This is a genomic window from Paenibacillus sp. PK4536, assembly GCF_028594455.2.
Taxonomy (GTDB): Bacteria; Bacillota; Bacilli; order Paenibacillales; family Paenibacillaceae; genus Saccharibacillus; species Saccharibacillus nuruki.
In genome coordinates, this window is sequence record NZ_CP126313.1 from 1764081 (window position 1) to 1778608 (window position 14528).

Below are 14528 nucleotides of genomic sequence, written 5' to 3' on the forward strand. Positions count from 1 at the left end.
TTGCTTTGAGAATGATAGAATTACAAGCCCAGATCTTCAGCAGCTTTGAGATGTCTTCGAATCAATTCTGCTTTAACATATAAAGGTTCTTCTACAACAATATCTGAGCCGAAAGCGAGCAAAGAAGAGAAAAACCAATCATCTTTAATCAGTGTTCCAGATACTCGTAACTGTTGCTCATTTTCGTTAAAGATGTATTGACTATCGAACCATTCATAAACTTTATGAGCTACATTTTTGGGGAATAACAATTCTACATGAATCATATGATTAGGATCTACATAATTATTTTGATACGGAACGGGGACATGCATATACTCTTTTTCGATTTTTAAGGGGAGCGTTTGATAATTTTTGATCCGTAATAGTTTGAACATTCTGAAATCGTTTTTATTTTTACAATATCCATGTACATACCAGTCTTTAAACTTAAATATAAGTTTTAAAGGATCAACCGTACGCATACTTTCTTCGCCCATAGCATTGATATAGTCGAATTGTATAACTTGTTTATTCAAAATAGCTTGCTTGAGTTGGTTAAACAATTCTTGCTCATGATCGGTACTTTGCCATCTTGAAAAATCGACTTCAACCCAGTCTAAATTTCGATGGTTCTGTTTCTGATCAAATAACGCTAATAATCGACTTAATACTTTTGTTTCGTCTATATTGGGGACCGTACTCAAACTTTTCAACGCTAATAATACTTCGCTTTGTTCTTTATCAGGAATAAAAGATTTGTCTAGTACATAGTTATCCATTAAATGTACACCGCCATTTTTTCCTGTAGTTGTGTATACAGGAATGCCTGCTATAGATAAGGCTTCGATATCTCTATATATAGTTCGCAAAGATACTTCAAAATGTGTCGCTAATGCACTGGAAGTCATTTTTCGTTTATGTATTAATATCATCAATATTTCGAATAACCGATTTGATTTCATAACATATCCACCTATCTATAACATAAATAACGATACATTAAATAATATAATTATATTATGACATAGTTTGTCAGGGTTTAAACAGTATACTTAAAATACAAATGATTTTGATCTACAAATGAAAATAGAATAATAGACCATAATAGAAATGAAGTAAAAATGATAGAACGTAAGTGTAGGAGGGACATTTAATGTTGCAACTGGTTTGGTTTAAAAGAGACATTCGCTTATTTGATCATCAAGCTATTCATCATGCAGTAGCTACAGGCGAAAAAGTTCTATTTATGTATATTGCTGAACCTTCAATTTGGCAGGCAGGTGATTTAGCCAAACGTCATTTTACATTTATGCAACAAAGTTTAGAAGATATACAACAGTCTTTAAGAAAAATAGGAGGAGAATTATACGTAGCGATCGGTGAAATGGAATCGATTTTAGATGATATTTATAAAATATATGGAGCTTTTCGTATGCACAGTCATTATGAGCATGGGATTCAACCTACTTTTGATCGCGATCTACGTGTTAAACGCTGGATGCATGAACATACATGCCTATGGACAGAGTATGCTGATTTTCCTGTGGTTAGGGGAAAAAATGCACCTAGAAGAAGAGATTTTTTAAAAGAATGGATAAAAGAACCGATTCTTGCTATTCCTCAACAGGTTTTTTCGTTATCAACAGTTCCTAACGAACTCACCAATGATCTCACTATTTTGGAATCATTGCAGGTTCCTGGTGAAGAAAGAGCAATCGATATACGTGGTGGTGAAAAAGAAGGCATTGCCTATGCAAAGCGCTTTTTTGAAGAAAAGTATATGCGGTACAACATAGATATGAATAAGCCTTATGTTGCGCCTTCCTCATCTAGTATCATATCCCCCTTATCTGACATGGGGAAATATTTCGTTAAAATCTTTGATGCGTGCGGTGCAAAAGCATATGAAACATTTAAAACAGACTGCGAATCCATCAGAATATGATTTTTTATTTGAACAATTGAAGTCTTTCCAAGCACGTCTAGAATGGCGAAGTAGCTTTGTACAGACGGTTGAGAACTTTCCTATGATGCATATTAGGTCATTAGATTCTAGATTTGAAGGTATACGTCATCAGAATCCTGAATTATTGAATGCTTATATTAAAGGTGAAACAGGATTCCCATTTCTGGATGCCTGTATGCGTAGCTTACAACAAACAGGATGGATTAATTTTAAACAGCGAGCCATGTTAGCGACATTTGAATGTAACGTTTTGCTTTTAGATTGGCGAGTGGTTGGCAAGGTTTTGGCTCATGCTTTTACTGATTATGATCCAGGGATTCACTGGAAACAGATGCAACTTCAATCTGGTATTGATCCTAAACATCATATTCCAATGCATAATGTGATTAAGCAGGGTAAAGAAAATGACCCTAAAGGTGAATTTATCAAATTATATATTCCTGAATTGCGTCATTTGGATGATACAAATATCCATGAACCATGGAGTCTTGAAATCAATCCCTATATCACACCTATTATTGACCTCAAACAGTCGATGGATGATCACAAAAAACTATTATATGGGATAAAAAAGAACGGTCATGCCAGTGAGTAGATTCATTTATGTGGCTAGAAATAAGAAGGAGTGAATGGGGTGAATAAGACTAAAATCGTACAGATGTATAAGATATTAAGCCATACTCAGCCTACTTTTGAAGAAACAGACAATGACTGGATTACTCATGGATTAAACAGTACTCCTTTTAAACTATTAGTATCTGTAGCGATTTCTACTATGACTCATGATAAAAGAACAGTCAAAGCTTGCATAGCACTATATGAAAAGATTTCTACACCGCAAGAATTAATTGAACTTGAAGATGAGGAGTTAGCTACTTTAATCAAACCTGCTGCTCATTATAATCGCAAAACCAAAAGCTTAAAAAAAATGTGTCATCAACTTATAGAACAATATGATGGAGAAGTTCCACAAACCAAAGAGGAGCTGATGGAGCTCAGCGGAATAGGTCGGAAGTGTGCAGATATTATGATGCATTTCAGTGTAGGAGAGCCTAGTATTGCTGTAGATACTCATGTTCATCGTGTATTGAATCGTCTAGGCGTAGTAAATACACGTTCTAGTGAAGAAACGGCTGATGTTATCAATACAATCACACCTCAAAAATATAAACAGCATGCACATGAATGGTTAATTGGTCATGGAATGGAAATATGTAAAGCACGGGCTCCCAAATGTAAAGAATGTGCACTTCGAGATTGGTGTCAATATAATCAGACTCGCGCGATAGGTTAGATATAAAGAAGGACAGTCTACATACCTGTCCTTTTTAGTATGTTATAAAAGGTAATCTAGAATGAAGGTATCTGCTGTGATCAATATATTATAATTCCACTCTCAAATTACCGAGCATTTTGGCGATCTCTGGATCAAGGTAAGATAAGAAAAGACTTTCTCCTGTATCTAGAGTAGCAATTTGCTCCATTTCTTCTCTACTCAGTTCAAAGCTGAAAATATCAAAATTCTCAGCAAGACGTTCTCGACGTACTGACTTGGGAATTACGACAACATCGCGTTGAACAAGCCAGCGTAATATGACTTGGGCGACTGATTTGGAATGCTTTTCAGCAATAGAAGTTAGTAATTCGTTACTAAACATCTGATTACGTCCTTCTGCAAAAGGCCCCCAGGATTGGATCTGTACACCTTGTTCTTTCATAAAAGTAGCGTTATCGATCTGTTGATGAAAAGGATGGGTTTCGACTTGATTGATCGCAGGTAGGATGTCATTATGCACGATTAGATCCATTAAACGATCAGGTAAAAAGTTGCTAACACCGATCGCTTTGATTTTCCCTTCCTTATAGAGTTCTTCCATCGCCCGCCAAGCTCCATAATAATCACCGAATGGCTGATGAATTAGATATAGATCTAGATAGTCGACTTGAAGTTTCTGTAAAGACTTGGCAAAAGCGGCTTTGGCACTCTCGTAGCCAGCATCTTGAATCCAGAGCTTGGTTGTAATAAATAATTCTTCGCGGGGCACACCACTACGCTGGATAGCATGTCCTACCGCTTCTTCGTTCATATAGCCAGCCGCTGTATCAATCAAACGATATCCAATTTGTAACGCTTCATAGACAGCATTTTCACATTCTTCTGCATCTGGAATCTGATAGACACCAAAGCCTAAGATGGGCATAGTAACACCATTATTCAATGTGACAGTTTGCATGATTATTCCTCCTGTACTGGTTCTGTATTTGAAATAGCAAAGGATCACTCATCTATATACATAGCGCGTGAATATAGATTCTGCTTGTGATATGTTTGCAGTATAATGAGCTTATTCCCTTCGTGCTACACGAAGTCAAGCGATTCTCTATCATGAATTTGGAAAGGTGGATATGGCGATGCTTACTGTAAAAGAAGCTGCTCTGATAACAGGACTTACTGAACATGCTGTACGCTTTTACACCGATAAAGGATTAGTGCCTAGTGTCCAACGTAACAAAAATAATATTCGGTTATTTGATGAAGAATCGATCAACTGGTTGTATGGAGCAAGATGTCTCAAGCAGACAGGAATGCCAATTGAAACGATCAAATTATACGTTGACCTTTGCTTAGAAGGAGATGCTACTATTCCTCAGCGCAATGAAATGATGATGGAATACAAAGAAGTGGCTTTAATCCAACTACAAGAAGCACAAAAGCGGGTAGCCCATTTGGAACAAAAAACGATTCAATATCAGGCTATTCTCACGGAGGGTATTCCTGATACGACCAATCCTCGTACATGGGGACAAAATAAAGCGATATCTGCAATGCCCACACATTCCTAAGTTTCAGTGACAACAAGGAAAGATTTACCTTATATCAAAGTCGTTTGGCTGTCTTATTACTACTTTAAAATAAATCATCAAAAAGCTCTTTAGTCTTTAATAGACTAAAGAGCTTTTTAATTATAAATATACTTATATTTATTTACTTATTGAAACAAGTGGCAGTGAATAATAATAAAATTCAGCGGAAATTTTAAATCCAACAGACTGGTAAAGACTTAACGCTTGCCGATTTGCTGTCACTACACTTAAACGAATCTCAGTATATTGTTGATCTTGTAATAAAGTAATCAGTTGAGCAAGAATATTTCGACCATAGCCATTACCTTGAACAGTAGGAAGTACACAAAAATCATGTATAACTGCGGTGTTGGTTTGAATCGTATTGACTCGAATCATTCCGACAGGATGTGATTTGTCTAGAGCTAGATAAGTTAATCGTGTAGGTTCTTTGCTCGTATTCTCCAGATATTCTTTCGTCCAAGACTCTGAATCTCCAAACGCTTGTACAAAACAGTAGACGAGAAAGGCGGTATCTTTTTTCTCGGCAACTTTTAAATGAAGATGATTGTAGCAAGCGATATTATCCTGTATAGAGTTAAAAGTCATTGAGAATTGAGAATGACTCAAATCAGCGTCAATATGCTGTATACAATCTATACCTGATTGGGAATTAGAAGGGATTCTAAACAAACAATGTTGTATATCTATACGGTGCATATCAGCGAGAGCATTGTTTAATAGACTTCTAAAGATACCATTACGACGGAAATCTGGATGAACCATAGCATTGATGTTAGCTTCAATCCTATCCGACGTATACCAGCTTAAAAATCCGATAAGCTGATCTTCGTTATAGCACAGAAAAGCCTCATCTCCATGTACTTCTTTCAAACTTTCTATACCCACCCGTAAGTTAGATGCGTCAAAGCTTGCACATCTTTTTTCTAATAATCGAATTTGATCAATTTGCTGATCTGAAAAATCAGTCATTTTGCTAATCGTATATGTTGGCATGACTTTAGTATTGCTTAAATGATAGAGAGAATCAACAAGAAAATAGAAAGGATATAGGGCCATTCTAGCAAGTATTTAACATTATTTTCATTTATAAAAATTTTTGATTATAATTTATATTCTCTTGCATAATTCGACATATTCGTTTACTATTTTCCCATAACATAGTGCTTCGGACATATGATTTTTGGGTAGGGGTATTCAAAAAGTTTGCTTTGATCAGAGGGGAAGAAAGCGAATGATCGGTTTTTTTAGAAAACGGTTAGTGGTACGTATTATTGCTTTTGTTACATTGGTTATTACTATTATTGTTGTTGGAAGTATATTGCTACAGATCGCTAATATGAGATCAGCCGCACAAGGCGCTATTTCAAGTTACAATATTCAAATTGCGCAGAGTTATGTGAACCAGTTGGACAAAGCCTCGTATGCAACATTTGCGAAAGACCCCAAAGAAAACGATATGTTTCTGAAGATTCGTGATGAACTGGATGATTTTCGTGAACGTATTGGTGCTATGTATGTTTATTTTGTCAAAATAGACGATAAAGGTACCCCTCTTATTATGATAGACGGCATGAAAGATCCGGATAAAGCTTCCGCTATCAATGAGGTTACCGATATTCCTGTAGAAGCGATTCAAAAGTTACAGCAAGGACAAACAGCCAGCTCTCCTGTTATTAACAATCCCGAATATGGGAACTATATTTCGTCGTATGCACCGATTCTCGATAGCAATGGCGTGCTTATCGGTGTTCTCGGTATTGATACAGCAGTCTCCATTATCGGAAGTGTAGAATCCGATATTATCCAACAAAGTATTCCGTTCTATGGTTTGCTGGTCTTGATTACAATTGTGGGGATAGCGATTGTGATGTGGTTTATTATTAGAGGATTACGTCCACTGAAGCCACTCAAAGCAAGTGTGGAAAAAATGGCACAAGGCGAACTTGCAGCAGCCCATCAGATTTTAACCTCATACCGCTTACGGAGTGAAGATGAGATAGGAACGACCTATCAAGCGATGATGCATATGTCAGGTCATTTGAAAAAAATGGTGAGCGATATGGTGGAAGGTGTAGTTGTAACGACAGACATTTTATCAGAATCGACCAAGCAGTTTAACCATAATACTCAAGAAATGTTAGCCATGAGCACCACAGTCCATCAATCGGTTGAACAGATTAGACATGGCGCACGTACTCAAAAGCAAGGGGCAAGTGATAGTGCGCATGCGATGGAAGAGATCGCTAAAGGCATCACAGAGATATCGGAATCTTCTATGGCGGTATCGGACGCGGCTACAAGTGCGCTAACGACCGTAGAATCAGGTAAACAAAGTATGTCACGTATGAAAAAGCAAATGGAACATATTTCAGATGTGTCGGGTAAAGTCGTATTGAGAGTCGAAGTGTTAACTAATTATTCGCAAAAGATTGGTACTGCATTACAAGCAGTGCGTGACTTTGCCAGTCAGACCAAATTGTTAGCGTTAAATGCGTCTATTGAAGCGGCACATGCAGGTGAGCAGGGCAAAGGATTTGCTGTAGTTGCTGCTGAAGTCAGAAAGCTTGCAGAAGCTTCAAGCACTTCTATGGAAAATATCTCGAACTTGTTATTGCATATTCAACAAGAATCTCAGCAGATTGGTTCACAGGTTGGAGTGACCGTGCAAGAAATTGGACAAGGAGTGACACTGACTGCTGAAGCAGAATTAGCATTTGCTCAGGTCTTGGATACGTTCCAAACGGTGACTGCACGTATTCAAGAAGTCTCTACAGCAGCCGAAGAAATATCGGCAGGTTCGGAAGAAGCAGCGGCTTCTGTCCATACGATTGCTCAGATTTCGGTAGAAGTATCGGATCATTCGGATGAAATCTATCGCTTGATCCGTGAACAAGCAACCATGTTCGAAAGTGTAGCACAGACCTCTACTGTATTAGAACAACAGACTCATGAAATGAATAAAGCGATAAAAACAGTAAAAGTCTAATCATCGATGGATAAATTGATTATACGGCTACACATACAACCAAATATGGAATACAAATAATAAAAAGACCACTCTTTGTGAGTGGTCTTTTTTTGTGTGAAAAGCTATATATTTAGCATTGACATAATATATATCCTAATGTTAGGATATATTTATCCTACAACTAGGATAAATAAAAAGATAGAACAAAGGGAGAGAAAATAAGTGCATATTACATCAATCGTTCTTCAAGTTATTTTGGGATTAGGGTTCTTAATGTTCGGAAGTATGAAATTTGGGGCTCAACAAATGGTCGATGAATTTAAGCGTTATGGTTATGGAAGTGGATTTAGAATATTTACAGGTGTTGTCGAAATCGCAGCAGCGATCTTGCTGATCTGGGGAATTTGGAACAGTCTAGGGGCAGTATTAGGAAGCCTGTTAGTCATTGGAACGATGCTCGGCGGAATCATGACACATATTAAGCTTAAAGATCCAGCGAGCAAAATGGGAATGCCAATTATTTTATTGCTTCTTGGAATTGCTGTCTTGTTGCTAAACGTAAATACAGTGCTGTAACACTCTTATCTATGGAGGAATATAAATGAACAGTACAGAGCAATCAAATATCAATAACAAGTCATATGATGGATTAGCCATTGAAAAGCAAACAGTAGATCAACACCATGAAGACGAATCTCCTAATCATCTTGTTTCTTTTCTATACCTTGCATGGGGATTATCAGAAGAAGCTGAAGTTGGCTGTTGTTACGATGATTTTCTATAATCATAATGATAATAAGTCATGATCCGTAGAAGGACTTATTGATCCCTCCGAAAAACAGTATAATGATTAACAGAGTAGAAGATGGTATTCATCAGGAGCCAGAACGACTTTAGTTTGGAGGTTAAGCAATGCAAGATCAAGATAGCAGTGAATTAGATTTGAGGTTATTTCGTGTATGGCGTAATGCTTCCAAAGCAGTGATCGAGAATATTGGTAAAGATATTGAAAGTCATAAGATCAGTGCTGAGAACTTTATAACACTTGAACTTCTTTTCAATAAAGGGCCTCATCCTGTACAGAAAATTAGTGAGAAGTTGGCTATACCTAGCGGAAGTATTACGTATGTGGTCAATAAGCTGGAGCAAAAAGGACTGGTAGAAAGAAAGCCAAATCCTACAGATCGAAGAACATTTGATGTGCATTTAACAGAAGAAGGTCGAGCATTATTTGCCGAACTATTTCCCAAGCATGTCGAGACGATTTCTCAAAACTTTGCTTTTATATCTAACCAGGAAAAAGAGCAGTTGATCGAATTGCTCAAAAAGATCGGGTTAGGTTCTCAAAATCTAAAATAAACACCCCAAAAAGTAGAGTGCATCGTTATATGCCTTCTACTTTTTTTAGATGGGCGAGATTATGAAGGTTGTATCATTTGGATGAATACATAGAATACAATAATTATAGAGTTAAATAGCAAGGAGCGATGCAGAAATGAACACTATACCGTCAATCAAAGAACGATATGATTTACTGTTTCCAGATGAGGTGATCACACCACAGGTAGTGACTAAGATTGAGCAACAATTACAGTTGCAATTACCTGACGATTTTAAAGAGATCGCTTTATTTTTTAATGGAGGGTTGGTCGGGGGCATTTCTATATTTAGTTATGCCAATCATCATCCTAATCTAATCGAAGAAACACTCCGCTTACGAAAAGACATTCAATTTCCTCATTCGTTAGTGTTTTTAGCAGAGCCTGCGGGAAGTATGATCGTCTTGGATACAGCAACCACTCCATCGGTGATCTGGTGCGATAGCATCGATGTCTATCAACTGCATGACCGATCATTTCAAGTAGCGCCTGATACATGGGATACGTTTAGTGACTTTTTTGCATATCTCCTGACACAAGAAGAACAAGAAGCATAAACGTTATACCAAATTGATAAGGTTTATATCATGAAGCTATTGAATAGAAAACAAATATTAGAGTTATATCTATCTACAGATATACACGATGACATTTATATCGATCTTTAAGTAGATGTAAATCTTTGCATATTGATCTACAATAAATACAATCATACAGATGTTATTTAGATCAGCGGAGGGTACATATGGATATAGAGCAAGAACATGCGTATAGGTATTTGATTCGTATATTTGGAACGATCGTACTGATGATCACTAGCTATAATGAATATGCGAATTACGGAGTATTTAATCAGTATGGCACTTTATTGATTTTACTTCTCTATGTATCTATTATTTGGATTCCTACAATATGGCGGAATCGAACGATATATATTATTCTTTCTACGATTATTATCAGTACAGCATTATATCTTCATTATCAGTATGGATCTGTGAATTCAAGTTTATTATGGCCGTTATTGTTTTTGAGTATATTTATCAATCGTAATTACCGGTATGTCACGATCGTTGTGAGTCTGGTTACGATCACAGTGATTGTGTTAGTGTATGCTTTTTCTTTTGGGAGTTTGTTAGCGATTATCGGTGTTTTTCTAGTCGTACGTAGTTCTCAAATTCGTCAAAATGCTTATGCTTTGACCAAATCACATCTGGAGCAATTAGATCAAGCGCATAAGGAGTTACAAGAAGCCCATCTGGAACTGCAAGAAGCAAGTGCTCATTCAGTACGTTATGCCGCATTAGAAGAACGAACACGGCTAGCGCGAGAAATACACGATGGATTAGGGCATCAACTGACATCGCTTATTATTCAATTACAAGCTTTGGAGATTATGCAATCTACAGAACCACAGCATATGCCAGAGCGCATCAAGCAATTAATAGGCATCGCTCGTCAAGCTCTTACAGAGGTACGTATAGCTGTTAAAGAATGGTCAAATGATGAGATGGGCTTAGGATTGGTCGCTTTAAAAGGATTAATTACACAAACAGGGCAACGTTCTGCGCTCAAGCTTACTTTTGTAGAAGATTCTCCCATAACAGAATGGTCGATTCAGACTAGTATTGTGTTGTATCGAGTCCTACAAGAATCATTAACCAATGTACTTCGTCATGCACAAGCGGATACTGCTTCCGTCCATATTGAAGAAAAAGATCAACACGTCTATTTACGTATTGCCGATAATGGAATCTATACAAATAAAGATGCTGTAAAGATAGGCTATGGATTAAAAAGTATGATTGAACGTTGTAAGCAACAAGGAGGAACCTGTCAATTTGAGCCTGTGTTACCTCATGGTTTCTGTATTCAAGCTATGATTCCGATCGGAAATCCAATCCAACCTTAAGGAGAAATAATCATGAGTGATCCATCCCGAATTCGCATCGTGCTTGCAGATGATCAACCGATTGTACGTCAAGGATTACAGTATATTATTAATGCACAACCTGATATGGAATGTGTAGGTGAAGCAAGTAATGGCAATCAAGCGTTAGAAGTTACGCTAGCGCAACAGCCTGATATGGTATTGATGGATATTCAGATGCCAGAGTGCTCCGGGTTAGAAGCGACAGAACAGATTTTACGTGTATTACCAGATATGAAAATTGTGTTGCTGACCACATTCGATGTACAAGACTATATCAAAGAAGGTATCCGCGCAGGAGCCACTGGTTTTCTACTGAAAGATGCAGATACGCAAGAATTACTAGCAGGCATTCGGGCAGTGTATAAAGGTGAAGCACTATACAAAACACCACTTGCTAGCAAAGCACTCGCTGAAGCGCTCAAAAAGGCAGAACCCTCACAACCACCTCATCCGACCACATATGAAATGATCGAGCCGTTAACCGATCAAGAATTAATTGTGTTACAGCAGATGGCGTATGGCAAACGTAATTCAGAGATTGCACTGGCGCTACATATTTCACATGGTACTGTCAAAACGCATGCACATCGTATTTTTCAAAAATTAGATGTAGAAGATCGGACGCAAGCAGTAGTACTGGCGATACGACAAGGTTTAGTGCAATAAGAGAGAAAGTTAGGTATATCGCTAGATAGATACAAAGGTGCTGAAAGATCAACCTGCAAGTAGACGAATACAAATGGTGAGACTCTTAGAATAAAGGTATAACCAAATTCCAAGGAGGTCATCTTATGTATTCGAATGTAGGTACAGCATTACTCGTGATTTGTATTATTGTGTGGGTTATTTTTCGTCAATTGCGTCCCAAACCGGTCAAGAAATTATTTTTTATTCTATTACCATTGCTTGCCGTCTATGAAGTGCATCAGACCTTTCCTCAACAAGCGGTGCCGATGACCCAATGGATCGAATGTATTCTTGTTATCACTTTCGCTTTGATCGCTGGAACCATACAAGCATGGTACAGCAAAGTATATATTCAGAATCAAATTGTTTATGTTCAAGGAACAGCAATTACGCTCATTACGTGGGCAAGCTTTATCGGGATTCGAATGACATTAGGTTTTGCTTTTGGAGAGTTTGCAACAGGGTATCACCGTATTCAATGGATATTGTGGATCGGAATTGCTGTTATTTTCGCTACACGTAGCCTAATATTGTATGCCAAATTTCCAGAGATTAAGCAGGCGTTTACACCTTCTAAAGTCAGTTAATTGATTTACAAATATCCCTTTATTTATCACAAAGTATAAATATAACGAAATAATGTATTGTACTTGAAACTAGATTATGCAATATTTAAAAGGACACGTTTGGCTTTGAATGCACATTACACATTCAGAGGGAGTTCTATCATGAAAAATTGGCACCAAAAGATGCTTTCGCTTGTGCTCGCAGCAGGTCTACTGGCGACAGCTTCACCAGCAATGGCGGCTACATCCACACAGCCGTTAACCGTTAAGGTAAATGATCAGAAGATTCAATACAGTAAAGGCATTGCACCCACTGTTCAACAGAAAGTTACTTTAGTTCCACTTCGTTCGACATTACAAGCAATGAATATTCAATTGTCCAAAGTATCCAAAGACAGCATAACGGTTGTCGCTAATGGCAAAAGTGTTACTGTTAACAGCAAACTATTTAAAATCAATGGAACTGCTTATGTGCCGATTCGCACATTTGGTGAATTAACAGGATACACAGTGATCTGGAATGCCAAAACGCGTACAATCCAGCTGACTTCACCGCCAGTTGCACCCACTCTTCCTGTAGTAGAAAACAATACTCCTCCTGTCGATACAACGACTGCTCCTACAGAGAATACAGCACCACCTGTCGTGACTCCAGACCCTAGCAGTACTGTAACACCAACACCTGCACCATCTACAGAAACTGCCGATACAGGTGGTCGTGGATTTATGTGGGAAGTACAAAATAACGGGAATACCGTGTACTTGGTCGGTTCTATACATATTGCCAATGAAAGTTTTTATCCGTTACGTAAAGAGTATGAACAAGCATTCGCGCAAGCTAATTATCTTGGGGTAGAAGTAGACATTACCCAGATATCGGACGAAGCGATGCAAAAGCGTGTATTGGAAATCGGTGAGTACAAAGATGGAAGCAGACTGCAAGATCATCTTTCTACGTATACGTATGCCAAATTAGGTAAAGCGCTACTAGCGAATGATTGGAAACGCGATGCGTTAGATCGTTTCAAACCATGGGTAGCAGATATGATTGTTAGCTCATTTGCTCCAAGTGATCCAGAGTACAAATCTGCTGATGGTATCGATCTGCATTTTATTCAACAAGCCGCAGAACGCAAAATCACAGTGATGGAATTAGAGTCACAAGACTCACAGCTTACGATGCTAAATAACTTCTCTGATGAATTACAAGAACAAATGCTGTATTCTACACTCTACGATTTGGACAACCCGAATCAAGCTGATCTGCATGAAAATACAGATGAAGCCGCAGAAATGTGGAAAACAGGCGATGAGAAAAAATTGCTAGAATTAACAAACAGTACAGCAGGTAATGAAGAATATAATAAAGCGATACTGGTTGATCGCAACGTTGGAATGGCGCAAAAAATTGATGGCTATCTAAAAAGTGGTGGCAATCAGAAATACTTTATCGTTGTCGGTGCTGCTCATTATCTAGGTAACGATGGTATTATTCATTTGCTTGAGAAAAAAGGATATACAGTTACACGAAAATAATAGGTATTATCAGCATTTGTATTCATCATTAGTTCTATCCAGTGACATTCAAACCATAAACGTGCTCCGAAAAGCCACCTCATTCGTTGATGAATGAAGTGGTTTTTTGTTGCAAATACAACAAAAATAAACTATATTAATATCAACTATTTGTTGCATTTACAACAAAATGATTAAAGGAGATATATATGAAAGAGATACTTCGTGAAATCGGAATGATTGCTAGAGCGCTAGATAGTATTAGCAATATTGAATTTAAAGAGTATAACCTGACAAAAGGTCAGTATTTGTACCTTGTACGTATCTGTGAGAACCCTGGTATGATTCAAGAAAAATTAGCAGAAATGATCAAAGTCGATCGAACAACAGCTGCTCGCGCGATTAAAAATTTAGAAGCGAATGGATTGGTGCACAAAAAAGAAGATCCACATAACAAAAAGATCAAAAAACTTTTTGCTACAGATCAAGGAGAACGGATCTATCCTATGATCAAAAAAGAAAATGATTACTCTAATCTGGTGGCACTGGAAGGATTGTCAGAAGCCGAAACTGATTTGATTTTCGACCTTCTGCAAAAAGTAAGAAAAAATGTAGAAAAGGATTGGACATTTGTGAAGAAAGGCAATAAACGCAATTATCAAGATGG

Annotated in this window: 16 protein-coding genes and 1 pseudogene; 14 read left to right on the forward strand and 3 right to left on the reverse strand. The window is 37.5% G+C overall.

Features of this window, described 5'->3' with window-relative positions:
* Positions 1 to 20 precede the first annotated feature (20 nt).
* Positions 21 to 944 (reverse strand): helix-turn-helix transcriptional regulator, encoded by a 924-nt coding sequence (locus PO903_RS08015; RefSeq protein ID WP_273593083.1) that lies wholly within the window; start codon positions 942 to 944, stop codon positions 21 to 23.
* A gap of 191 nt (positions 945 to 1135) precedes the next feature.
* Here PO903_RS08015 and PO903_RS08020 point away from each other — a divergent pair, with 191 nt between their 5' ends.
* The 3 genes from PO903_RS08020 to PO903_RS08030 are packed head-to-tail and all read left to right on the forward strand — an operon-like array spanning position 1136 to position 3242.
* The gene (locus tag PO903_RS08020) at positions 1136 to 1927 is read left to right on the forward strand and encodes a deoxyribodipyrimidine photo-lyase (RefSeq protein ID WP_273593084.1); all 792 of its coding nucleotides are present in this window, start codon (positions 1136 to 1138) and stop codon (positions 1925 to 1927) included.
* Entirely contained in the window at positions 1887 to 2543 is a 657-nt protein-coding gene (locus tag PO903_RS08025; protein ID WP_273593085.1) for an FAD-binding domain-containing protein, read from the forward strand. Before PO903_RS08020 ends, PO903_RS08025 begins: the two co-directional genes overlap by 41 nt.
* A gap of 39 nt (positions 2544 to 2582) precedes the next feature.
* On the forward strand, positions 2583 to 3242 hold the full coding sequence (locus PO903_RS08030; RefSeq protein ID WP_273593086.1) for an endonuclease III domain-containing protein: 660 nt from the start codon (positions 2583 to 2585) through the stop codon (positions 3240 to 3242).
* 88 nt (positions 3243 to 3330) lie between these two features.
* On the opposite strand, the gene PO903_RS08035 is transcribed toward PO903_RS08030, so the two are convergent.
* Positions 3331 to 4182: an aldo/keto reductase gene (locus PO903_RS08035; RefSeq protein WP_069329476.1), complete on the reverse strand. Its 852-nt coding sequence runs from the start codon at positions 4180 to 4182 to the stop codon at positions 3331 to 3333.
* A gap of 178 nt (positions 4183 to 4360) precedes the next feature.
* Between PO903_RS08035 and PO903_RS08040 the strand changes: the two genes are divergently transcribed.
* On the forward strand, positions 4361 to 4792 hold the full coding sequence (locus tag PO903_RS08040; protein ID WP_273593087.1) for a MerR family transcriptional regulator: 432 nt from the start codon (positions 4361 to 4363) through the stop codon (positions 4790 to 4792).
* Positions 4793 to 4930: 138 nt separating this feature from the next.
* Here PO903_RS08040 and PO903_RS08045 read toward each other — a convergent pair whose 3' ends face one another.
* Positions 4931 to 5809 carry a GNAT family N-acetyltransferase gene (locus PO903_RS08045; RefSeq protein ID WP_273593088.1) on the reverse strand — a complete coding sequence of 293 codons (879 nt, stop codon included), beginning with the start codon at positions 5807 to 5809 and terminating at the stop codon, positions 4931 to 4933.
* Between the two features lie 238 nt (positions 5810 to 6047).
* Here PO903_RS08045 and PO903_RS08050 point away from each other — a divergent pair, with 238 nt between their 5' ends.
* The 10 genes and pseudogenes from PO903_RS08050 to PO903_RS08095 all read left to right on the forward strand — a co-directional run.
* The gene (locus PO903_RS08050) at positions 6048 to 7802 is read left to right on the forward strand and encodes a methyl-accepting chemotaxis protein (RefSeq protein ID WP_273593089.1); all 1755 of its coding nucleotides are present in this window, start codon (positions 6048 to 6050) and stop codon (positions 7800 to 7802) included.
* 204 nt (positions 7803 to 8006) lie between these two features.
* A complete protein-coding gene (locus PO903_RS08055; RefSeq protein WP_273593090.1) occupies positions 8007 to 8360 on the forward strand; it encodes a DoxX family protein in 354 nt (117 codons plus the stop codon).
* A 25-nt stretch (positions 8361 to 8385) separates the two neighbouring features.
* The gene (locus tag PO903_RS08060; protein WP_273593091.1) at positions 8386 to 8568 is read left to right on the forward strand and encodes a hypothetical protein; all 183 of its coding nucleotides are present in this window, start codon (positions 8386 to 8388) and stop codon (positions 8566 to 8568) included.
* 128 nt (positions 8569 to 8696) lie between these two features.
* Complete coding sequence (locus tag PO903_RS08065; RefSeq protein ID WP_273593092.1) at positions 8697 to 9143, forward strand: MarR family winged helix-turn-helix transcriptional regulator; 447 nt, start codon at positions 8697 to 8699, stop codon at positions 9141 to 9143.
* Between the two features lie 136 nt (positions 9144 to 9279).
* On the forward strand, positions 9280 to 9720 hold the full coding sequence (locus PO903_RS08070; RefSeq protein WP_273593093.1) for an SMI1/KNR4 family protein: 441 nt from the start codon (positions 9280 to 9282) through the stop codon (positions 9718 to 9720).
* Positions 9721 to 9908: 188 nt separating this feature from the next.
* Positions 9909 to 11072, forward strand: a complete 1164-nt coding sequence (locus PO903_RS08075; RefSeq protein ID WP_273593094.1) for a sensor histidine kinase — start codon at positions 9909 to 9911, stop codon at positions 11070 to 11072.
* A 12-nt stretch (positions 11073 to 11084) separates the two neighbouring features.
* Entirely contained in the window at positions 11085 to 11759 is a 675-nt protein-coding gene (locus tag PO903_RS08080) for a response regulator transcription factor (RefSeq protein WP_273593095.1), read from the forward strand.
* A 125-nt stretch (positions 11760 to 11884) separates the two neighbouring features.
* Entirely contained in the window at positions 11885 to 12367 is a 483-nt protein-coding gene (locus PO903_RS08085; RefSeq protein WP_273593096.1) for a hypothetical protein, read from the forward strand.
* Positions 12368 to 12508: 141 nt separating this feature from the next.
* Positions 12509 to 13882: a TraB/GumN family protein gene (locus PO903_RS08090; protein WP_273593097.1), complete on the forward strand. Its 1374-nt coding sequence runs from the start codon at positions 12509 to 12511 to the stop codon at positions 13880 to 13882.
* Positions 13883 to 14070: 188 nt separating this feature from the next.
* Positions 14071 to 14520, forward strand: a pseudogene (locus tag PO903_RS08095) (MarR family winged helix-turn-helix transcriptional regulator); the annotation flags it as partial.
* Positions 14521 to 14528: the final 8 nt, after the last annotated feature.